This window comes from Streptomyces changanensis, assembly GCF_024600715.1.
GTDB lineage: Bacteria > Actinomycetota > Actinomycetes > Streptomycetales > Streptomycetaceae > Streptomyces > Streptomyces changanensis.
Map to the genome: position 1 here is coordinate 6,078,193 of NZ_CP102332.1, position 21,401 is coordinate 6,099,593.

Annotated in this window: 11 protein-coding genes, 1 tRNA gene and 2 pseudogenes; 6 read left to right on the forward strand and 8 right to left on the reverse strand. The window is 75.6% G+C overall.

Annotation, left to right across the window (positions count from 1 at the left end; translation table 11 throughout):
- Positions 1 to 439 precede the first annotated feature (439 nt).
- Positions 440 to 2,659, reverse strand: a complete 2,220-nt coding sequence (locus NRO40_RS26595) for an NADP-dependent isocitrate dehydrogenase (RefSeq protein WP_058941208.1) — start codon at positions 2,657 to 2,659, stop codon at positions 440 to 442.
- Positions 2,660 to 2,910: 251 nt separating this feature from the next.
- On the opposite strand from NRO40_RS26595, the pseudogene NRO40_RS26600 reads away from it, so the two are divergent.
- The 3 genes and pseudogenes from NRO40_RS26600 to NRO40_RS26610 form a co-directional block, all read left to right on the forward strand.
- Positions 2,911 to 3,687, forward strand: a pseudogene (locus NRO40_RS26600) (LysR family transcriptional regulator); the annotation flags it as partial.
- Positions 3,688 to 3,954: 267 nt separating this feature from the next.
- Complete coding sequence (locus tag NRO40_RS26605; RefSeq protein WP_058941217.1) at positions 3,955 to 5,334, forward strand: carbohydrate-binding protein; 1,380 nt, start codon at positions 3,955 to 3,957, stop codon at positions 5,332 to 5,334.
- An 818-nt stretch (positions 5,335 to 6,152) separates the two neighbouring features.
- A pseudogene (locus NRO40_RS26610) lies at positions 6,153 to 6,534 on the forward strand (DUF488 domain-containing protein).
- Positions 6,535 to 6,803: 269 nt separating this feature from the next.
- On the opposite strand, the gene NRO40_RS26615 reads toward NRO40_RS26610, so the two are convergent.
- Positions 6,804 to 7,325, reverse strand: coding sequence for a DUF309 domain-containing protein (locus tag NRO40_RS26615; RefSeq protein WP_058941207.1), 522 nt, complete (start codon positions 7,323 to 7,325; stop codon positions 6,804 to 6,806).
- 227 nt (positions 7,326 to 7,552) lie between these two features.
- On the opposite strand from NRO40_RS26615, the gene NRO40_RS26620 reads away from it, so the two are divergent.
- Positions 7,553 to 7,626: transfer RNA gene (locus tag NRO40_RS26620), tRNA-Pro, on the forward strand.
- A 616-nt stretch (positions 7,627 to 8,242) separates the two neighbouring features.
- Here NRO40_RS26620 and NRO40_RS26625 read toward each other — a convergent pair.
- Positions 8,243 to 8,452: a hypothetical protein gene (locus NRO40_RS26625; RefSeq protein ID WP_058941206.1), complete on the reverse strand. Its 210-nt coding sequence runs from the start codon at positions 8,450 to 8,452 to the stop codon at positions 8,243 to 8,245.
- A gap of 210 nt (positions 8,453 to 8,662) precedes the next feature.
- On the opposite strand from NRO40_RS26625, the gene NRO40_RS26630 reads away from it, so the two are divergent.
- The gene (locus NRO40_RS26630) at positions 8,663 to 10,045 is read left to right on the forward strand and encodes an MFS transporter (protein ID WP_058941205.1); all 1,383 of its coding nucleotides are present in this window, start codon (positions 8,663 to 8,665) and stop codon (positions 10,043 to 10,045) included.
- A gap of 847 nt (positions 10,046 to 10,892) precedes the next feature.
- Here NRO40_RS26630 and NRO40_RS26635 read toward each other — a convergent pair.
- Positions 10,893 to 11,273 carry a VOC family protein gene (locus NRO40_RS26635; RefSeq protein ID WP_058941216.1) on the reverse strand — a complete coding sequence of 127 codons (381 nt, stop codon included), beginning with the start codon at positions 11,271 to 11,273 and terminating at the stop codon, positions 10,893 to 10,895.
- 392 nt (positions 11,274 to 11,665) lie between these two features.
- Between NRO40_RS26635 and NRO40_RS26640 the strand changes: the two genes are divergently transcribed.
- Entirely contained in the window at positions 11,666 to 11,857 is a 192-nt protein-coding gene (locus NRO40_RS26640; RefSeq protein WP_157901809.1) for a hypothetical protein, read from the forward strand.
- 84 nt (positions 11,858 to 11,941) lie between these two features.
- Here the strand turns inward: NRO40_RS26640 and NRO40_RS30650 are convergent, their stop codons facing one another.
- The 4 genes from NRO40_RS30650 to NRO40_RS26665 are packed head-to-tail and all read right to left on the reverse strand — an operon-like array spanning position 11,942 to position 21,297.
- Positions 11,942 to 17,335 carry a NaeI family type II restriction endonuclease gene (locus tag NRO40_RS30650; RefSeq protein WP_306674889.1) on the reverse strand — a complete coding sequence of 1,798 codons (5,394 nt, stop codon included), beginning with the start codon at positions 17,333 to 17,335 and terminating at the stop codon, positions 11,942 to 11,944.
- Positions 17,328 to 18,263: an AAA family ATPase gene (locus NRO40_RS26655; RefSeq protein WP_058941202.1), complete on the reverse strand. Its 936-nt coding sequence runs from the start codon at positions 18,261 to 18,263 to the stop codon at positions 17,328 to 17,330. The genes NRO40_RS30650 and NRO40_RS26655 overlap by 8 nt, the downstream gene beginning before the upstream one ends.
- Complete coding sequence (locus tag NRO40_RS26660; RefSeq protein ID WP_058941201.1) at positions 18,260 to 20,323, reverse strand: vWA-MoxR associated conflict system protein; 2,064 nt, start codon at positions 20,321 to 20,323, stop codon at positions 18,260 to 18,262. The genes NRO40_RS26655 and NRO40_RS26660 overlap by 4 nt, the downstream gene beginning before the upstream one ends.
- On the reverse strand, positions 20,320 to 21,297 hold the full coding sequence (locus tag NRO40_RS26665) for an alpha/beta hydrolase (RefSeq protein ID WP_058941200.1): 978 nt from the start codon (positions 21,295 to 21,297) through the stop codon (positions 20,320 to 20,322). Before NRO40_RS26665 ends, NRO40_RS26660 begins: the two co-directional genes overlap by 4 nt.
- Positions 21,298 to 21,401: the final 104 nt, after the last annotated feature.

The following is a 21,401-nucleotide window of genomic DNA, read 5'->3' on the forward strand; positions in this document are numbered from 1 at the left end:
CGTCGATCGGCCGAGGACGGGGCGCCCCCTCGCTGGTCGCGCCGGCTGGTAGCGGGGTTCGTCGAGCGGGGTTCGTCGAACCGGGACCGAATGGCGGACGCGCGTACCGCGGCCGAGCCGGGCACCCCGGTACGGAGCGTGCGGCGGAGGGCGCGCGGTGCATCGACCCGTGCCCTCGCAGGGTGGTGGGCGCGTACCGGGTGTCGGTCGAAGGGCCGACACCCGCTCTCCGGCGCGCGGGGTGTCCCGACGGCGCCCAGGGGCGTCGGGCCGGCGCCTCGGCGCCCTGTGCGGACGGGAGGGGCGGCGGGGGCGCGCGGGGCGCCGGTGTCCGCCGCGGGATGGCGACGTGACGGGGCCGGGCGGTGGGCGGGCCGGGGGGTGCGGCGGAGGCCGTGCCGCGTGGTGCGGCACGGCCTCCGGGCGGGGCTGGGCGGGGTCAGGCCAGGGTGGCCAGCGCCTCGTTGAAGGTCTGCGACGGGCGCATGACCGTCGCGGCCTTCTCCGGGTCGGGCCGGAAGTAGCCGCCGATGTCGGCCGGCCGGCCCTGCGCCGCGATCAGCTCCTCGACGATGGTGCCCTCCTGCTCGGTGAGGGACTTCGCCAGCGGCGCGAACGCCTCCGCGAGCTGCGCGTCGTCGGTCTGCCGCGCCAGCTCCTGCGCCCAGTACAGGGCCAGGTAGAAGTGGCTGCCACGGTTGTCGATGCCGCCGACGCGGCGGGTCGGCGACTTGTCCTCGTTGAGGAACGTCGCCGTCGCGCGGTCCAGCGTGTCGGCCAGGACCTGGGCGCGGGCGTTGCCCGTGACCTGCGCGAGGTGCTCGAAGCTGACGGCCAGGGCGAGGAACTCGCCGAGGCTGTCCCAGCGCAGGTAGTTCTCCTTGACGAGCTGCTGGACGTGCTTCGGGGCGGAGCCGCCGGCGCCCGTCTCGAAGAGGCCGCCGCCGTTCATCAGCGGGACGACCGACAGCATCTTGGCGCTCGTGCCGAGCTCCAGGATCGGGAACAGGTCGGTCAGGTAGTCGCGCAGGACGTTGCCGGTGACCGAGATGGTGTTCTCGCCGCGGCGCAGGCGCTCCAGGGAGAAGCGAGTGGCCTCGACCGGCGCCATGATCTCGATCTGCAGGCCCTCGGTGTCGTGCTCCGGCAGGTACGCGCGGACCTTCTCGATGAGCTGCGCGTCGTGGGCGCGGGTCTCGTCCAGCCAGAACACGGCCGGGTCGCCGGTGGCGCGGGCGCGCGTGACGGCGAGCTTCACCCAGTCCCGGATCGGCGCGTCCTTCGTCTGGCACATGCGGAAGATGTCACCGCGGCTCACGGCCTGCTCCAGCACGACCTGCCCGGCACCGTCGACCACGCGGACCGTGCCCTCGGCGGCGATCTCGAAGGTCTTGTCGTGGCTGCCGTACTCCTCGGCCTTCTGCGCCATGAGGCCGACGTTCGGGACGGAGCCCATCGTCGACGGGTCGAAGGCGCCGTTCGCGCGGCAGTCCTCGATGACGGCCTGGTAGACGCCGGAGTAGCTGCTGTCCGGGAGGACGGCGAGGGTGTCGGCCTCCTGCCCGTCCGGGCCCCACATGTGGCCGGACGTGCGGATCATGGCCGGCATGGAGGCGTCGACGATGACGTCGCTCGGGACGTGGAGGTTGGTGATGCCGCGGTCCGAGTCGACCATGGCGAGGGCCGGGCCCTCGGCCAGCTCCGCGTCGAACGACGCCTTGATCTCGTCGCCCTGCGGGAGGGCGTCGAGGCCCTTGAGGATGCTGCCGAGACCGTCGTTCGGGCTCAGGCCGGCGCCGGCGAGGACGTCGCCGTACGCCTCGAAGGTCTTCGGGAAGAAGGCGCGGACCACGTGGCCGAAGACGATCGGGTCGGAGACCTTCATCATCGTGGCCTTCAGGTGCACGGAGAACAGGACGCCCTCCGCCTTGGCGCGGGCGACCTGCGCCGTGAGGAACTCGCGGAGCGCCGCGGCGCGCATGACGGAGGCGTCGACGACCTCGCCCGCGAGGACCGGTACGGACTCGCGCAGCACGGTGGTCGTGCCGTCCTGGCCGGCCAGCTCGATGCGGAGGGTGCCGTCCTCGGCGATCACGGCGGACTTCTCGGTCGAGCGGAAGTCGTCGGCGCCCATCGTCGCGACGTTCGTCTTGGAGTCGGCCGTCCAGGCGCCCATGCGGTGCGGGTGCGCCTTGGCGTAGTTCTTCACCGATGTGGGGGCGCGGCGGTCGGAGTTGCCCTCGCGCAGCACCGGGTTGACGGCGCTGCCCTTGATCTTGTCGTAGCGGGCGCGGATCTCGCGCTCCTCGTCCGTCTTCGGGTCGTCCGGGTAGTCGGGCAGCGCGTAGCCCTGCTCCTGGAGCTCCGCGACGGCGGCCTTCAGCTGGGGGATCGACGCCGAGATGTTCGGCAGCTTGATGATGTTCGCGCCGGGCGTCTTGGCGAGCTCACCGAGCTCGGCCAGGGCGTCCTCGATGCGCTGCCCCTCCTGGAGGTGCTCCGGGAAGGAGGCGATGATGCGCCCCGCCAGCGAGATGTCGCGGGTCTCGACGCTGACGCCGGCCGTCGAGGCGTACGCCTGGACCACGGGCAGGAACGAGTACGTCGCCAGGGCCGGGGCCTCGTCAGTGTGGGTGTAGATGATGGTCGAGTCAGTCACCGGGTGCTCCGCTCCACGTCTGTAACATTGCTCGACATCAAGATATCTCGTGGGCGACCCCCTCTCGACAGACCCCCTGCCACGGATTCCGCGGCGCTTCCCCGGACCCGTTCCGGGGCCCTTCAGTCGGGCGTCAGTGGGGGCTCTCCCACGCGGTGATCTCCCGCCCCGCAGGTCGCTTCCCGGGCCCCCGGGCGAAAGGTCCGGACCAGAGTCTTGCCCCGTCCGGGCGCTGCCGGGAAGCTCGCCTCATGGACCTGGAGCTGCGGCACCTGAAGACGGTCCGGGCGATCGCCGACGCCGGCAGTCTCACCAAGGCCGCGACCGCCCTCGGGCTCGCCCAGCCCGCCCTGAGCGCCCAGCTGAAACGGATCGAACGCACGCTGGGAGGGGCGCTGTTCGAACGGGGCCGGCACGGCGTGCGGGCCACGCCCCTCGGCGAGCTCGTCCTGGAGCGGGCCAGGGTCGTCCTGCCCGCCGTCAGCGACCTCCAGCGGGACGCCGTGCGGTTCGCCCGGGCCGCCGCCGGGGGCCCCGGCGAGGCCCGCTTCCGGCTGGGCGGTACGCACGGCCCCCTTCTCGGCGCCCTGGTCGACCGGCTCGCCGCCGCGCACCCGGGCGCCGCCGTCACCACCCACACCTCCTGGTCCGAGCGCGAGATCGCCGCCTGCACCGCCGACGGCCGCCTCGACTACGCCCTCATCGGCACCTGCGGCACCAGCGCCCCGCCCGAGAGCGACCGCCTGGCCTGGCGGGAGATCGCCACGGACCCCGTCTTCGTGATGCTCCCGACCGGGCACCCGCTCGCCACCCACGACCGGGTCGACCTCGCCGACCTCGCCGGCGCCGCCTGGGCCGACGTACCCGGCGACGGCTGCTTCGCGGACTGCTTCCACGCCGCCTGCGCCCGCGCCGGCTTCACCCCCACCCGGGTGTACGAGACGGAGACCGCCTCCTGTGTCCACCTGGTGCAGGTCCCGGGCCGTGGGCCTCTGCCGGGCCACCTTCCCCGACACCACGGGGCTGGTCACCCGGCCGCTCACCGGCACGCCGCTCGTCTGGCGGCACCTCATCGGCTGGCACCCCGCCGCGCCCGCCGCGCACGCGGCGCCCGCCGTCCTCGCGCAGGCGCGCGCGGCCCACGCCGCGGCGGCGGAGCGCAGCCGGAGTTACGCCGCCTGGCGGGCTTCGGCGTCTTCCATAACGCCGAACAGAGGGAAAAACGACATCTTCTGAGGGGCTTTCGGCAACACCTACGGTTTCGGGACCCCCACCGATTCCGAGGAGAACACCTGATGCTCCACAGACACGCCAGAGCCGCGTGTACCGCCGCCCTCACCGCCGTCGGCGCGCTCGTCCTCACCGGCCTCCCGGGCGTGGCGGCCGCCGAGCCCGCCCCGCCGACCGCCCCCTCCGCGGCCGCGAGCATGGGCGCCGACAAGCCGTCCCCCGACGTGGTCGCCGCGATGCAGCGCGACCTCGGCCTGACCGCGGCCCAGGCGCAGCGGCGCCTGGTCAACGAGGCCGAGGCCGGTGCCCTCGCCGGCCGCCTCGGCGGCGCGCTCGGCACCCGGTACGCGGGCGCGTGGGTCAGCGGCGCCGAGTCCGCGACCCTCACCGTGGCCACCACCGACCGGGCCGACGCCGCCGTGATCCGCGAGGCGGGGGCGCAGGCGCAGGTCGTCCGGCACACCCTCGCCGAGCTGGACGCCGCGAAGACCGCCCTGGACCGGGCCGCGACGGGCAACAGCACCCTCGACATGCCGGTCTGGTACGTGGACCCCCGCACCAACCTGGTCACCGTGCGGGCCGTCAAGCGGGACGCCGCCGAGGCGGTCATCAAGGCGTCCGGCGTCGACCGGTCCCTCATCCGGGTGGAGGCGTCCGCCGAGCGGCCCCGGCCCCTGTACGACATCCGCGGCGGCGACGCGTTCCACATGGGCGGCGGGCGCTGCTCCGTCGGCTTCGCCATCACCAAGGGGACCCAGCACGGCTTCGCGACGGCCGGCCACTGCGGCCGGGCGGGCACCGCCACCACCGGCTACAACCAGGTCGCGCAGGGCAGCTTCCAGGCGTCGACCTTCCCCAGCCGTGACATGGCCTGGGTGGCCACCAACACGAACTGGCTCTCGACCCCCTACGTCAAGGGCCAGGCCGGCCAGAACGTGCAGGTCACCGGCTCCACGCAGGCCGTCGTCGGCGCGTCGATCTGCCGGTCGGGCTCCACCACCGGCTGGCACTGCGGCACGATCCAGCAGCACAACACGAGCGTCACCTACCCCGAGGGCACCGTCAGCGGCGTCACCCGGACCACGGTGTGCGCCGAGCCCGGCGACTCGGGCGGCTCGTACATCTCCGGCAGCCAGGCCCAGGGCGTCACCTCGGGCGGCTCGGGCAACTGCACCTCCGGCGGCACCACCTTCTACCAGCCGGTCAACCCGATCCTGCAGACGTACGGGCTGACGCTCACCACCTCCACGGGCCCCGGTGAGCCGGACCCGGAGGAGCCGGGCCCGGGGGAGCCGGAGCCGGGCGGCACGTGGGCCAAGGGGGCCGTCTACGCGGCCGGCGACCAGGTCACGTACGGCGGCGCGAAGTACCGCTGCCTCCAGGCCCACCAGGCCCAGGCGGGCTGGGAGCCGCCGAACGTGCCCGCCCTGTGGCAGCGCCTCTGAGGCTCGGCCGGGAGGGCTGCAGAAACGTCACGCCTGGGGGAGTGGGACGGGCCGAGCGGTGGCTCCGCACGGGCGGCGGGCCCGTGGGCCCGGCCCCGGGCCGGGGCCGGCCAGTGCCGGTCAGGTGCCGGGACGGGGCCGTGAGGCACCGGCGGGCCCCGTGAGACGACGGCCCGGAGCCGGGGCCCCCCGAGGTGCCCGGGAGCGGGGGTCCATGAGGCGCCCCGGTGCGACAGTGGTGCGGACGGCCAGGGGCGGCGCCGCACCACCGCACCGCACCGGGGAACCAAGCCGGGGCGGGAGGCGTGTCGGGGCCCGGTCCCCGACCCGCGCCCGCCCCGGCGGGTGACGGCCCCCGGGTGGCGGGGGCCTTGCCCCCGGGGGCCCAGCCGGTGGGTGCCCCGGGACCGGACGGAAGGGGGCGCGGGCCGTGCCCCGGCCCAGGCGCGTGGGTGACCGCCTGCGCCGGGCCGGCCCGGCGAATGCGCCCCCGGCGTGCCACGACCACCACCGCACCGGCCCCCGCTCCCCGCGTGGCGCCGGAGGCGGTGGTGCGCCGCGGCGTCCGCCCGGGCGTGCCGCGCCCTCGGTGACAGGGGCGCGGCCGGGGGCCGCGCGTACCGGTGGGGTTGGGACCACCGGTACGCGCGGAACTCCTCCGGCGGACGTGCCGCCGACCGGGGCGGGCAGGGCGGCACGGCGACCGGGGTGGACCGGGCGACCGGGGACGACCGGGGGAGGAGGGGGGAGGCGGCTGACTCGTCCGTGCAGACGCCCGCGCGTTGCCGTGGACCGGGCCATCACGACAGGCTGGAGGCATGACGCGCACCGCTCCCCGAGTCCACCTGCGCCGCGTGTACGAGCCGCCGGACCCCGATGACGGCGTGCGCGTGCTGGTCGACCGGCTCTGGCCGCGCGGACTGGCCACAGCGGACGCCCACGTCGACGAGTGGCCCAAGTCCCTCACCCCGTCCACGGAGCTGCGGCGCTGGTTCCACGCCGCCGACGGCCCGCCCGACGAGGTGTTCCGGGAGTTCCGGCACCGGTACGAGGCGGAGCTCGCCGAGCCGGACCCCGCCGAGGCCCTGGACCGGGTCCGCGCGCTCGCACGGCAGGGCCCCCCTCACCCTCCTCACCGCGGCCAGGGAACCGGAGCGCAGCCATGCCTCCGTCCTACGGGACCTGCTCGGCGCGGAGTGACCGCACTCACGGGCCCCCGGCCCCGCTCGCCGTCGGGCCCCCGCCCCGCCCTCGCGCCGGGTCCGCCGCGCGTGCCGACGCGGCCCGTGGTGGCGGGTGGCGGTGGCGGGTGGCTTGACGTGTCACGGGCGGCGGCTGTCAGGCGGCGCGTGGGCCGGGCGACGCCGCGGTGACGGTCACACGACGGCAGGGGGCGGCGCCGTCCTCGGCGCGGCAGCCTCCGAGGCGCACGCCGCGCGGGGTGACAGCGCGCCGCGGGCCGGGGCGAGTCAGTGCGCCGTCAACCGTGGTGCCTCGGTGACCGGGTCGACGGTGACCGCTCCTCCCTCCGCCCCGGCGCCCTCGGTCAGCCGCTCCGCGAGCCCGCGGGCCCACCGCGCCAGACCGGCCGTGTCGACACCGTGCGGCCCCCGCCCGCCGGTCCCGTACGGGGCGATACGGTCCGCGCCGCGCAGCAGCAGCCGCACGCCCCCGACGGTGTTGCCCCGCGCGGCGTGCGTCAGACCCACCGCGAGCTGCGCCAAGCCGCGCCACAGCTCACGTTCCGGCCCGCGGCCCTCGTCGCCGCACGTCTTCCACGCGTCCTCCAGCACCTCGTGCGCGTGGAACGGCATGCCCGCGTCCAGCAGCCGCTGGGCCTCCCGCAGGCTGTCCTCCGGGGCGCGCACCACACCCTCCGGCTGCCGCTCCACTCCCGGCGCCCCGTACGGCAGCGGCCTCCCCAGGCCGTCCCGGGGCCGGGCGCTGCGGGCGCGCCCCTCGTCGTCGCGGTCCCTCCGAGCCCTCTCCATCCGCCCATTGTCACCCCGGCGGCCCGTCCCACACCCGTCCACCGCCGACGGCCCCCTCGGTGGCGTGCCGCGGCCCCCGCGCGCGGCCGGGCCCTGTCCGGTACAAGGCTCGCGAGCGGCGCGGTGAGGAGCGGCCCCCGTGTCCGGCCGGGCCCTGTCCGAGCCGTCGGCGGAGTGGGGTAATGTTCTCTTGCGTGCTCACCCGGCGGGAGTCGGACCGAGCGCACCGGGACGTGGCGCAGCTTGGTAGCGCACTTGACTGGGGGTCAAGGGGTCGCAGGTTCAAATCCTGTCGTCCCGACTCGAAAGAGTCGCAGGTCAGGGGCCGTTTCAGAGCGATCTGAAACGGCCCTTTGATCGTTTCGGGGCTGGCTGGCGACCGGTGGGAGACCTTGCCTTCACCGCGTCGGCGGGCCATCACGATCCGGCTCGGCAGGGACCGTGCGCGCGCAGCACGCCGAGCTGGGCCGAAAGGGCGGCACCGGCGGCGGTGATCTTGCACGTCGGGGCCGGCGGGGCCGTTTCCCTCGGGGCGACAGGAGCCGGCGGGGCCACACAGCGTGGCGGTGACCCAGGGTGTGGTCGCGGCGCGCGCACCAGGAACGGATGGCACAGGAAGACGTCGCCCGGGGACCAGTGGCGAGGATGAGTGGCCGGTCGCCGGGCGCCGCCGGCAGATCGGGCGCGAGGGCCGGTCGGTTCGCCCCGTCCCCCCGGGTGCTCCTCCCGCACCTTCGACACGTCACGGTGCGTCCCGACCCGGGATCCGGGTCGGGACGCCGGTGAGGGCTGTCGTTCAGCCCGTGCCCGACCCTTCCGGTGTCCGGGAGTGTCGAGCGGTCCGGTCCGCAGAGGCGCCGCGGCACCTGGTCAGCCAGGCTGCGGCGGTGTCGGACTCTCCGCCAGGTGGTGGGGGGTCAGGGTGCGGGGACGGCCTTGGCACGGGGGTTGCGCTCGAAGACCGACCAGAACGAGGACGAGCAGTAGGTGCAGTCGGGGCCGAAGTACAGGCCACGCGCCTGCTCGTCACGCATGAGGTGGAAGCGGAACCACGCGGTGACGGGGCCGTGCAAGGCGGTTATGCCGTAGTGGTCGGCGCCGCGTTGTTCGGCGTAGACGGCCGGCACCTGGGTGGCCTGGCCGGCCCGCGCCCCCGCCCAGGGAACTGCCCAGCCACACGGTGCGGCAGAGGCCCCGCGCGACCCGATATGGCTGCGGCGAGGACACCCCCGCAGGATCAGTGTTCGCCCCGCACATAACGGATGGCGGGCCAAGGATCCCACTCTGGTGCCAGACCGCACACGACGTCAGCCACCGTCCCGAAAGTGGTGCTTCCCATGCCGTCCCCACCCTCAGCACAGCCCCAGGCCCCCGGCGACCTGAAGAAGATCGTGGCCGCCAGCCTCATCGGCACCACCATCGAGTGGTACGACTTCTTCCTCTACGGCGCGGCCGCCGCACTCGTGTTCAACAAGCTCTTCTTCCCCGACTCCGATCCCCTGGTCGGTACGCTCCTGTCGTTCCTGACCTACGCCGTCGGCTTCGTCGCCCGCCCCATCGGCGCCCTCGTCTTCGGCCACTTCGGCGACCGGTTGGGCCGCAAGAAACTCCTGGTGTACAGCCTGCTGATGATGGGTGGCGCGACCTTCCTGATCGGTCTGCTCCCCACCCACGCCACCGTCGGCTCGGCCGCCCCCCTGCTGCTCACCGCGCTGCGCCTGGTCCAGGGATTCGCCCTGGGCGGCGAATGGGGCGGCGCGGTGCTGCTGGTGGCGGAGCACGGAGACGCCGGACGGCGCGGCTTTTGGGCCTCGTGGCCGCAGACCGGGGCGCCGGCGGGGCAGTTGCTGGCCACAGGCGTCCTCGCCACGCTGACGGCGACGCTGTCGGACGCGGCGTTCGACTCCTGGGGGTGGCGGGTGCCGTTCCTGCTGTCCGGCGCGCTGGTCCTCGTCGGACTGTGGATCCGGCTCTCCGTGGACGAGTCGCCCGTGTTCAAGGCCGCCCTCGCAGCAGCCGAACGACGCAAGGCCGAACGAGCCCCCCGCGAGAAGCCGCCCATACTCGCCGTCCTGCGCGACCACTGGCGAGATGTCCTCATCGCCATGGGCACCCGCATGGCGGAGAACATCTCCTACTACGTCGTCACCGCATTCATCCTCGTGTACGCGACCGAACACGCCGGCACGAGCAAACAGGCCGCACTCAACGCCGTCCTGATCGCATCCGCCGTCCACTTCGTGACCATCCCCTTGTGGGGTGCCCTCTCGGACAAGCTCGGACGACGCCCCGTCTACCTTATTGGCGCCCTCGGCACGGGAATCTGGATCCACCCGTTCTTCACCCTGGTCGACCGGCAGTCATTCGCGGCAATGCTCACAGCCGTCACCGTGGCGCTCCTCTTCCACGGCGCGATGTACGCCCCACAGGCGGCCTTCTTCTCCGAACTGTTCGCCACCCGCATGCGCTACTCCGGAGCGTCGATCGGCGCACAGTTCTCGTCCGTGGCCGCCGGCGCCCCGGCCCCGCTCATCGCCACCGCCCTGCTCGCCGAGTACGACAGCGCCACGCCGATCGTCCTGTACGTCATGGCCGCCGTCCTGCTCACCGTCATCGCCCTCGGCTGCGCCAAGGAGACCCGTAACCGTGATCTCTCGGACACGGAAGCCCACGAATCCGAACCGGCACCGGCCGGTGACCAACCGGTTCGTACGGCTTGACACCCCTGCGGGCAGCTTGCCGCCGTACAGATGGAAGCCGTCGTAGGGGGCCGTTCAGGAGCCGCTCGCCCCAGCCGCCCCGCCGCCCCGGCGTCCGGGCGGCCAGGGTGCCCGGCGGGCAGCCGGCGGTGGACCGCAGGTCCTTCTTCGTGGAGCGGGGGCCGACGGCGTTGGCGATGTCGACGCCGCTGTGTCCGCTGTGGAAGTGCTGGGACACGAACCCGGCCGCCGGGTACGCCGCGTCGGCGGCGGTCCGGGCAGCGGCCGGAGACCCGACCGGCAGCTCCGGCGGGAGGGTGGCTGTCACCGCGAGAAGGCGGTGCAGGCTCGCCGGGAAGGTCGGGGCGGTTTGGGCGGTCCGGGACGCATCAGGCGCTCCTCCCCTGGCGGGCTCGGGGTGAGTGGGAGGGGCGTGCGGCACGAGGCGCGCCCGTCACGCCCCGCGCAACCGGGCGACGTGCCGCCGTCGGTCAGGGCGGTGCGCACGGCGAGGGTGGACGGCGGCGCCGCGGCCGGTGGCAACGGCGCGGGGGCCGGGAACACCCGGAAGGTCACGGACTGACAGAAGGGAGCGCGTCGGCCGGCCGGCTCCCTCGGGGGACCCGTACGGGCCCGGCGACTCCCGTACGCGGCGGCGGCGTTGAGCACGATGACGGCCATGGGGAAGGCCCGGCGGCCCGGCGCACCCGCCCCGTACCCGACGTCAAGCGTTCGCCGTCGTCCCGCTCACCACCGGTGCGGTTCGCCGGGCGACGGCGGGCGCTCCCTTCGCGATCACGACACGCCCGTCACGCCGGAGTCCGGGCAGACCCCGGGTACCTGGGGGCCGAGCTGTGACCGATGTGCGTCAGAGAGGGGCGAGACGGGCCTTGAGCAGGCAGAACTCATTGCCTTCGGGGTCAGCCAGGACATGCCACTGCTCGTCCCCCGTCTGGCCGATGTCGGCCCGGCGCGCACCGAGCTTGAGCAGGCGTTCGAGCTCGGCGTCCTGATCGCGGTCGGTGGCGTTGACGTCGATGTGCAGCCGGGACTTCCCCTTCTCCGGCTCGTCCCTGCGGCTGAGGATGATCGTCGGCTGCGGACCGCCGAACCCTTCGCGCGGCCCGATCTCGAAGCAGTCGTCCCCTTCGCGGTCGAGCACGACGAAGTCCAAGACCTCGCACCAGAACCGCGCCAGCGCTTCGGGGTCGCGACAGCCGAGCACGAGTTCGCTGATACGACATGCCATGACGAAACCTGCCTCCAGTCCGGGGACCGCCGGGGAGACGACCCGGCGCACCTGAGGGCCCCCGGCAATGAGAACGATCGATCCCGCGACCGTACCGGACGAGGCGCGCACGGACGAAGTGCTTTGCGTGCCGCGCCCGTTCGGGCAGGCGCGCAGGGCGTCGGCCCTGCCGCGGGGAAGCCGGCTTCGCGACACGGCCGGTCGGTCGGTCGCGGGACCGGAGTCGTTCCGGCAGGCCCGAGCCGACCAGGTGGCGAACCCGGTCCCGGTAGGGCCGATCCCGGCTGCCGGCTGCCGGAGGGGTCCCCATGGACCCTCGGCGGGGGCCATGGCCGGTCGGCGCGTGCGTACGCGGCCTGGTGGCCGGCATGATCAAAAGCGGATCACGAAACGTGTGCTCGCCCTCCGGGGCGGCGTCGTCCCGCCGATCCGCCGATCCGCCGATCCGCACCCTGGAGGAGCCCGACCCGAGGGTGGACCTCGACCTCGTCCGTGAGGGGCTGCGCGAGGGGGACCGGACGGCGTCGCCGGCCGACTCCTTCGGCTTCGGCGGACACGACGTCAGTCCGGTTCGCACCCGCTGACGGGGCGTCGGCGGATCGGGCCCAGCGGGTGGACCGGGTCATATCGCCGTTCCCCGTACGGCCTCCGGGCCGATCACCGGAGGGTCAGCGGGGGCGGCGGGGGCTCGGGAGTTCCTGGGGGAGGGGCTCCACCGGGTCACCCGGCCCGGCCACCACCCACGCCACGCCCCCCGCCACGACCGACGGGCCGGTGTGGTGCGGGCGCCGCCGGGTGAGGCGCACGCTCACATAGGCGTGCGGGTCCGGTACCGGCAACCGCAGTACGGCGGCCAGCTCCCGGCCCCGGCGGTTGCCACCCAGGACCAGGATCCCCTCGTCGCGCAGCACCGCCGCCGCCTCCCGTACCCGCCGCGCGCTGTCGTGCCGTCGGGTCACCGCGCGCAGCGCCGCGTCCGGTACGGGCCGCTCCCGCACCCGACGGAACAGCTCCGCCGTCCGCTCCGTAGCGGAGGGGGCCGCCAGCACCGCCCTGCGGTCGGCGTCGGCCATGCGGAGCAGCACGTTCTCCGGGAGCGTCGCGCCGCGGTGAAGCCACAGCACCGCCAGCCGGGCCTGCGGGGTGAGCGGTGAGGGCGCGCCGCGGTGCACCGGGGCCACCGTCATACCGGGCCGTATCCGCAGGAGGCCGGCCGACCAGCGGGCACGTCCGTCGTCGGCCCGCACCACCAGGAAGACGCCATCGTGGTCCGCCTCCCGGAACGACCAGTTCGGCTCGTCGAGCGACAGCCTCAGCCGGAAGGGCGTCGCCGCGGGGAAGGCACGGCGCAGCTCCCGCTCCATCAGGGACCCGATGAGCGCCCGCTCCTCGGCGTCGAGCTCCGCGAGGTCGTACCGCCCGGTCGTCTCCGGCTCCAACGCCGTGTCCAGGCACTCCCGTACGATCGCCGCGATCCTGCCGCCGTCCGGGTCCAGGTCGTTGAAGACCCGGGCCAGCATGAGGAGTTCCGCGTCGTACGCCGACAGGTCGATGTGCGGGGTGAGGATGACGCACATCGCCTCGCCCGTCGCGCCGGTGACCTCGCGCGGCACGAACCGGCCGGCCACGAGGCCGTCGGCGGCCCGTGCCCCTCTGTCGCGGGCTTGTACTTGTGCCTCGGCGGACCGTTCTTCCCGGGCCCCGGCCGGCCGGGTGGCGAGTCGGCCGAACACCTCGGGGGAGATGCAGAAGGTCGGGTGGAAGGGGAAGTTGTCCGAGACCTTGCGGAACTCCGCCGACCGGAGCATCGCCAGGGTCAGCCGGACGTCGAGGGCCGACGCCGTCCCGCCCGCGGACGCGTCCGTGGCGGCCCTGTGCACGGCCAGCCTCGCCGCCGGGCGCTCCCCGTCCGCCTCCAACCGCGCGGGCAGCCGGTCGGCCAGCGCGCGCGTCAACTGGTCGAGCGGGACGTCCGGGTCCACGTACAGCAGGCAGGCGTCCCGGTCGGCCTCCCAGCGGCGCCGGTGCCGCGGCATGAGGACGCCGCTCTCCTCCAGGGCCTCGACGACCGGCGTCAGGATCCGCAGCTTCTCGACCTCGTCGCCACCCTCCGCGGCCACGGCCACCACGGTCCACGTGGTACGGCCCTCGGCGCCCCGGCCGGCACGCGCCTCCGCGACGAGCCGGTCGGCCTCGGCCCGGTCGGGGGTGTCGTCCGCCCCGTCCAGGAGGGCGAGGGCCTCGCGCGCGGCGGCCTCGGCCTCGGGCGCGCGCCCGAGCGCCAGCAGGGCGCGGGCGACCCGCGTGAGCAGCCGGCCCTCCTCGGCCGGCGGCGCGCCGCGCGTGCGCAGCGCGTCCCGCAGCCGGCGCTGGGCGGCGAGGACCTCCTCGTACCTGCCGGCCCTGTCGAGCGCCTGCTCCAGGCAGACCAGAGCCTCCTCGGTCAACGGATGCGGGCCCGGTTCGGGGAAGCAGACGAGGGCCTCCCGCGCCAGCCCGGCCGCCTTGCTCGTCCAGCCGAGCCGGGTGAGGACCCGGGCCAGCGCCAGGCATCCCACGGCGAGCGCGAACCGGTCGTCGTCGGCCCGGGAAGCGGCGACGGCCTCCTCCAGGAGCCCCATCGCCTCCTTCTCCGCGGCCCGTCCGGCCGCCAGGCTGCCGGCGAGCCAGGCCGCCGCCGCGCGTGTGGCCGGGTCGTCCCGTCCGGCGCGCGGCCCGAGGTCGTCCAGGGCGCGTGCGGCGCGGAGTGGGCGGCCCGCGGCGTGGTGCGCGAGGGCGAGCGCGAGCCCGGCGCGGTCGTGGGCGGTGTGGTCCACGGCGGCCGCCGTACGCATGACAGACTCGGCGGCCGCCTCGTACCGGGAGCGGTACGGGGTGGACGCGCCGGCGTCCTGGAGGAGGAGCAGCAGGTCCGCGAGGCAGCGCGGGTCGGGTGACGCGTGACCGTCTGCCGTTTCGACGGGGTCGGCCGAGGCCAGGGCGTTGGACACCCACACGTCGTACGCCTCCCGGTCGATCCGCCGGGGGACCACGTCGAGCCGCTCGGGCAGGGTGGAGCCGGGCCGCCGTTCCTCGTACAGGGCGGCCGCGGCGGCCAGGTGGCGGCGCAGCAGACGCGTGGCGGCCTCCTCGGCCTCCGGTTCCGGCCCGAGCCCGGACGTGCGCCGCACATGGTGGTGCACCACCTGCGGCATGCGGTACACCCCCGGAGCCGGACGCTCCAGCAGCCCTTCCGCCACCAGCCGGCTGAGCGTCGCCTCAGGTCTCGGGGCGCCTTCCAGGAGGGCGGACGCCTCGTCGAGGGTGAAGACCCCGGTCTCCGCGCGGGCGAGCAGCCGCAGGGCCGCCGACGCGTCGGCGGGCAGGTGCCCGAGCCGCAGGCGCAGGACCGCGTCCAGCTCCTCCGCCGGTGGCGCGAGCGTGCCGGTGGGCCTGGCCGCGCGGAGCAGGCGGGCGAGCTCCGCCGGCGGCGGGGCCGACCCCGACGCGATCCACGAGCCGACGACGCGGAGCGCCGCCGGCCACCACGACCGGCCTTCGGTCAGCTCCCGGGGCGGCCCACCGCCCTCCGCGCCCCCCGCTCCGCCGGCCGCCGACGTCCCCGCCGCTCCGGCGAAGGCGGTGAGCAGCGCGTGGGCCTCCGTGTCGCGCAGCGGGGTGAGCTGGACGCCGGGCAGCGGCTGCGCCGCCCGGGTCGTGACGATCACCGAGCACCCCGGCTCGGTCGGGAGCAGCGCGCGGATCCGGTCGGGGTCGGGAGCGTCGTCGAGGACGAGGAGGATCCGCCGGCCCGCGAGGGCGGACGCCAGCGCCGCCGCCAGTTCCCCGGTGGTGTGCGGACCCTCTTCGGGGGGAGCGCCCAGGTCCGTCAGGAGGCGGTGCAGTGCGGCTTCCGGCGGCACGGGGTGGCTGCTCGAACCGCGCAGGTCGACGTAGTACCGGCCGTCCGGGTAGTGGGCCCGCACCCGGTGGGCCACGTGCAGGGCCAGTGCCGTCCGGCCGGCGCCCGGAGCCCCCACGAGCGCGGTCACCCAGTGGACCCGGCCGTTCGGTGCGCTGAGCTGCTCGACGAGGTACCGGACGTTCTCCGCGCGGCCGACGAAGGGCGAGGGACCGGGTGGCAGCGATGCCCCGGCCTCCTCCGGCCCGTCGGCCGGTGCGAAGTCCTCGCCCGGCTCCGGCTCCCGCCGGGTGGGGAGGTCGAGGCCGAGCAGTTCGAGCGTCTGGCGGGAGGCGTGGGCGAACGCCTCGTGCCCGGCGGGCAGTTCACGAGGCCCGGACGCGTCGCGGGCGACCGACGGCAGCCGCGCCGGGCCGTCGCCGCCCGACGCGACGTACCGGTCCAGGGCCTGGTGGACGCGCCACGCCTCGTGCGCGGGAAGCCGCTCGCGCAGCACCGTCCGTGCCCCGTCCGGCAGCACGAGGGTCAGGGGTCCGGCGTCCCCGGCGGGCTCCTCCAGGGTGAACAGGCCACTGGTGACGACCTCCGCCACGTCCCCGGTGGTCGCCTCGGGCACCAGCTCGCGGCGGATGACGTGCAGCAGGGGGAGGCTCAGCCGGTCGAACGGCGAGCACAGCACGGCCAGCCGTACGGCCCGCGGAGCCGCCGTCCGCAGGAACCGCTCGGCGGCCGTCCCCGGGGGCAGCGGCGTCGCCGGTGGCCGCGGTCGGCCCGGCGGGCGCCCGCCGGGAGGGACGAGCACGGCCGTGCAGCCCTCGGGAGCACCGCGCATCGCCGCCCGCGACCAGCGGTCCAGCGAGTGAGGTGACAGCGAGAGCACCGGGATGGGCAGCCACGCCCCCGTGTCCCGCCCTCCGCCTCCCGGCGCGGCTTCCCACGGCCCGGTCCTCGCCGGCTCGGGACCGCCCGATGGCGGGGCGTCCGGGACGTCCGGGGCCAGTCCGTCCCGTGCACCGCCGTCCCGCGCGCCGCCCGTCGGGGAGCCGTCCGTCGCGGAGCCGCACAGTGCCGAGTCGGCCGGTTCCGTGCCGGTCGGTGCGGGGCCGGGCGAGGTGTGGCCGTGGCCGGGCGGCGTGGAGCCGGTCGGGGTGCGGTCGGTCGCCTGCGGGCCGCCGGGGGGCGGGCCGTCCGGGGCGGCGAAGGCGAGCAGCGGCGGCGGCTCGTGCGGCAGGCGGCTGCGGTGCGCACCCGGCGCGGCGGGAGTGAACCGGACCGTGGGCAGGTTCAGCCCGCCCCTGCGCCACAGCTTCGTGGGGAGGGGGTTGAGCAGCGCCATGGGCGTCGTCGCCGCCCACTCCCGCAACAGCCGCCACACCGCCGGCGCCCGCCACGCCGGCGCCATGCAGTCCGAGACGACGACCACGAGCCTGCGGCCGTCCGCGCGGCGCAGCTGGCCCGGCACCGTGGGCCGGTCGTCCGCGTCGAACAGCAGGTCCCGCACCTGCAGCGTGCGGAAGGCTCCCAACCGGTCGAGGACGGCGGTGAAGTCGTCGAGGGTCTCCTCCCACACCCGCATGTGGGGGGAGCGGTCGACGACCAGAGCGAGGTCGAACCAGCGCTCCGGCGCGGCCGAGAAGACCGGCAGCAACTCGCCGCTGCGGGCGTAACCGTCCACCGTCGCGTCGATGTCCAGGGCGCCGCGCCGCCCCTCGGGCCACGGACGCTTCCACGGCCGCAGCGCCCGCGTCACCTCCAGGGCGCGCGGCAGGCCGGTGGCGCGCGGGGCGGCCACGGCGTGGCCGCGCAGCGGCGCGCCCGCCCCCGGCAGCCGCTCGTGCAGGCGGCGCGCCCCCACGGCGGGAGGCGCGGGCACACGCGGCACGATCGGGTCCGGCGGCGGTGTCGGGTGCCGCCGCGGCGGGTCCTGCGGCGGCGTGACGCCCCGCGCCACCGGCTCAGCGTCCTCCGGCACGTCCGGCGGCGGCCGGTCCGGCGCCCGCGGAGCGGCGGGCCGCTGCGCCATGCGGGCGCCCAGCCACAGCGCCTCGGCCAGCGCCGTACCGTCCAGCCCCGTCCCGGGACGCGACTCCCCGCCCGCCGGGTCCAGCTCCGGGACGGCGGCGCGTACGGCCGCCAGGACCCGGGCCAGCGCGTCAGACACGGGACAGCTCGCGCAACAGCAGGTCCACGACGGCCTGCCGCCGCTCCTCGTCCGGCGCGGCGCTCCCCGCCAGCAGGTGCACGGCGTTCAGCAACTGGTCGACGGCGAGGCCCTCGCCGGCCGTCAACCGCTCGACGAACGCCCCCACCAGCTCCCCGGCCGCCTCCGAGCGCGCGGCGTCGGCCCCGAGGTGCGCGGCGACGACCCTGAGCAGGGTCTCGGGCGTGGGCATGGGCATCGTGAAGCGGATGCAACGGCGCAGGAACGCGGCGGGGAAGTCCCGCTCGCCGTTGCTGGTCATCACGATGAACGGGAATTCCGTGCACTGCACCCGGCCGCGCCGCACCTCGTGCAGGTCTTCGCCGCCCCACTCCCGGACGGCCACCACGTCCCTGCCGTACCTGGCCAGCTCCGGGATCTCGAACTCGCCCCGCTCCAGCACGTCCAGCAGGTCGCTGGGCAGGTCCAGGTCGCTCTTGTCGATCTCGTCGACGAGCAGCGCGCGCGGCCGGTCCGAAGGCAGGAGCGCCGTGCCCAGCGGACCCATCCGCAGGAAGGGCCCGATGTCGTCGCTCCCTCCCGGGCCCTCCAGCCGCTGCGCGTGGATCCGGCCCAGCGCGTCGTACCGGTAGAGGGCGTCCGTGAGGCCGCTGCGCGAGGTGATGTGCCAGCGCAGCACCGTGCCGAGGTCCAGCTCGGCCGCGACCTGCTCGATCACCGTCGACTTGCCCGAGCCCGCCGGGCCCGTCACCAGCAGGGGGCGCCGCAGGACCAGCGCGGCGTTCACCGCTTCCACCAGCCCCTGCGGCGGTACGAACTGCTGGTGCAGGGACCGGCGCGGGAACTCCCGCCAGGGCGGCGGCGCGGACAGCTCCACCCGCCGCTCCGGCGGCTCGCCGGTACCCGTGTAGAAGGGCTGCCAGGTCATGCGGGACTCTCCCCATCCGTCGCCGACTGTTCGAACCACCTGCAGAACTCGAGCCACTCCGGGTCGTCCCACACCGTGCGCAGCGGGGCCAGGTGCCCGCGCCCCGCCGCCGGGGCCCGGCCGTGGCAGCTCCACCGGTCGCGGTACGCCCGGCAGAACTCGCCCGGCAGCAGGTGCCAGGAAGCGTCCAGGTAGCGCCGCGCCTCCACGGGGACGCGATGCGTCTCGTCGTCCGGCCACAGCACGATGGGCGACGACTGCAGCAGCAGGTCCAGCAGGGCCTCCAGGTGCCGGGGCCGGTACTCCAGCGCCACCGCGCGCGTGCGCGGCTCGCTGCGGAGGCGGGCCTGCAACTCCTGCGGCTGCCGGGTGTCGCTCTCGCCGAGCCAGTCCACGCGCCTGCCGTCGGAGGAGTTCTCCAGCGCGTCCAACGTCCGGCGCGCGCGTTCGTTGATCCACCACCGGTCCTCGGGCGGCTGGATGCGGTCGCTCCACCGCAGGACGACGTCGTACTCGGCGCCCAGCCGCATCCCGAAGTCGGTCTCCTCGGGCCGCCACTGCACCAGGAGCGGCGCGGGCGCGGCGACCTCGACTCGGCGCAGCGGTGTGTCCATGCCGGCCGCGAGCCGCGACGCCCATCGCAGGGCGGCACCCACCTGCCGTTCCACGCCCGCACGGTCCGGGGTGCACGCGAACTCCTCGCGGCCGTGGACCGTCCCGCCGTCGAGCAGCCACACCGCCAGGGACTCCGGCCACTCGTCGCCGACCGCGGCGTGCAGACTGACCACCAACCGCAGCCGCATGGCCCGCGTCCGGTCGGCGAGCCGCTCGAAGGCGTCGTTGAGGTCGATGCCCACGCCGAGGGCCGCCGCCCAGCCGCGGATGGCGGGCGTGGAGGGGTCGACGCGCGTCTCGTGTGCGAGGAGGGCGACGAAGTCGGCGAGCGGCCGGGTCCGCCGCTGGCCTGCGGTCGGCGCCCGCAGCAGCAGGTACTCGACCGCGTCGCGCAGCAGTTCCCTGCCCGACGACTCGGGCGGCGCCTCCACGGGACCGGGGCAGGCGGCGGCGAGCGTCCTGCGCAGGAGGCCGGAGGTGAGCGGCGCCCCGGGCCAGGCGTCCAGCAGACCGACCGTCCGGACCGCGGCGCCCAGCCCGTCCACCACGTCGAGCGCCCACGCCCGCGCCGGGGACGGCGAGGCCGCGGCCAGCCCGCGCCGCAGCGCCTCCAGGTCCTGCACCGTCGTCAACGGGCCCGCGGGGAGCGGCTCGTCCACGGCCCCGACGGCCCGCGCCAGCTCCTCCGCGCCCACCGGCCCCAGCAGCCCGCCCGCCGGGTGCGTGCCGTGGCGGGCGTTGCGCGCGAGCCACAGCCCGGCCGGGGCGAACAGCGCGCCGTCGAACTCGGTCCGCAGGATGGCCTGCCCGGCCGTGCCGCCGTCCTCCCGGACCGCCTCGACGACGGCGTGCGGCGGCAGCGTCTCACCGGCCGCGGGGATCCCGTCCTGGAGGACCTTCACCAGAGTGCGGCTGAACCGCAGACCGTAGGCCTCCTCGGCCGCGCCCGACCCCATGAGGAGCGACAGCCGTGTGTCGCCCTGGCGGATGCCGTTCGCGACGGACTTCAGATCCGGTACCGCGTTGCCGGCGTGGCAGGTGTCCACGATGGCGATCACCCCGGCGAGGCCCCGCGTCTCCAGCACCTGCGCCAGCAGCGACCCGACGTCGACCGCCGTGACCGGCGCCTCCGCGCGCGAGTCGCTCGCCATGAAGCACAGACCCGTCCCCGAGGCCATGCCGTGGCCGAGCAGCGCCACGACCAGCACCGCGCCCGCCTCCCCGGCGGCCAGGGCGGCCGCCCGTACCGCGGCTTCGACGTCCGCGCGCGCCACCCCCTCCCCGCACAGCAGCGTCGCCGCGACCGGTGGGTCCTTCTCGCAGGCGCCCACCCAGGGCGCCGTCAACGTCTCGTGCAGCGCCCCCGCCGCCGCCTCCAGCCCGTCCAGGAGGCCGAGGTCCGGGCACTGCGCCCCGATCACCAGGGCGTGGCGCGGGCCCGTCATGATCCGCTGGCGGCGGTCAGGGCCTCCATCAGCGGACCCGCCACGGCCGCCTGCGCCAGGTACTTCGCCGCCGGGTGCACCCACGCGCCGTCCGAGTCGACCCGGGCGCTCACCGGGCGGGCCGCGGCGGCGTTCGGCAGCACGAACCGCTCCAGGGCCGGACGCGCGGCCACGATGTCGTCCCGGTCCCAGAAGTTCAGCCACCGGTCCACGCACGCCGGGGTGGCGAGGGGCTGGGGCCGTACGCGCGGCAGGACCGCCGTCCGCACCCCGAGCGGCGACCCCAGTGTGATGAGCAGCGGCACCCGGCCCTGGTGCCCGTGGAGGGTCTCCAGGGCGACGACCGTGCCCAGCGAGTGGGCGACCACGACCGTCGGCCCGTCCGCGTCCAGGCTCGCCGCGACCCTGCGGCGGACCCGGGCGTCCAACGTCACCCCGGCGTCGTCCGGCTCTCCGCGGTTGAGGTAGCGGGCCACCTGGCCCAGCATCCCGGCCGTGAGCCGGGCGCTCAACCATCCGCCGCCCGCGCGCAGTCCGGGCAGCGCCAGCAGGCTCGTCAGCGCGTTCACGACGTGCCGGCCGGGGGCTCCCGCGCCCTGCGCGCCATCCGGAGGGGCGAGCTGCACGCGGGCGTGCCGCAGCACCCTCAGCTCCGTCGGCGTCAACGCGGGGTCGGTCAACCGCTCGTCGACGGCCTCCAGCAGCAGCTCCGCGACCAGTGCCTGTTCCTCGTCCTCACCCGGCCGTGCCGACCCCGCCGCCGAGCCCGTGCCCTGGGAGCCCGCCGTACGGAACAGGTCGCCGTAGTAGGCGAAGCGGGTGTCGGCGGCCCAGCCACCCGTCAGACCGGACAGCCGGCTTCCGTGCCCGGCCGCGCGAGCCCCGTGGGCCGCGGCCCGTAACCACTCGTCCAGATCCGCGCCGGCCTCCCGGGGACCGCCGATGCCGTGGACGAACACCAGACGAGGCTTCATCGCTCCCCCTCCTCGACGTCCGTTGTTGATCGATCCTTTCGCGGACGGCCGACGACCGGCAACCCCTGTGGAAAACCCGCTCGCCGACCGGAGGCGCCGAGCCG

Bases quoted from the DNA above. Each gene is read 5' to 3' on its own strand.
- NRO40_RS26605 (WP_058941217.1), top strand. From the start codon at position 3,955: ATGCTCCACAGACACGCCAGAGCCGCGTGTACCGCCGCCCTCACCGCC.
- NRO40_RS26615 (WP_058941207.1), bottom strand. From the start codon at position 7,325: ATGGAGAGGGCTCGGAGGGACCGCGACGACGAGGGGCGCGCCCGCAGC.
- NRO40_RS26630 (WP_058941205.1), top strand. From the start codon at position 8,663: ATGCCGTCCCCACCCTCAGCACAGCCCCAGGCCCCCGGCGACCTGAAG.
- NRO40_RS26635 (WP_058941216.1), bottom strand. From the start codon at position 11,273: ATGGCATGTCGTATCAGCGAACTCGTGCTCGGCTGTCGCGACCCCGAA.
- NRO40_RS26655 (WP_058941202.1), bottom strand. From the start codon at position 18,263: ATGACCTGGCAGCCCTTCTACACGGGTACCGGCGAGCCGCCGGAGCGG.
- NRO40_RS26660 (WP_058941201.1), bottom strand. From the start codon at position 20,323: ATGACGGGCCCGCGCCACGCCCTGGTGATCGGGGCGCAGTGCCCGGAC.
- NRO40_RS26665 (WP_058941200.1), bottom strand. From the start codon at position 21,297: ATGAAGCCTCGTCTGGTGTTCGTCCACGGCATCGGCGGTCCCCGGGAG.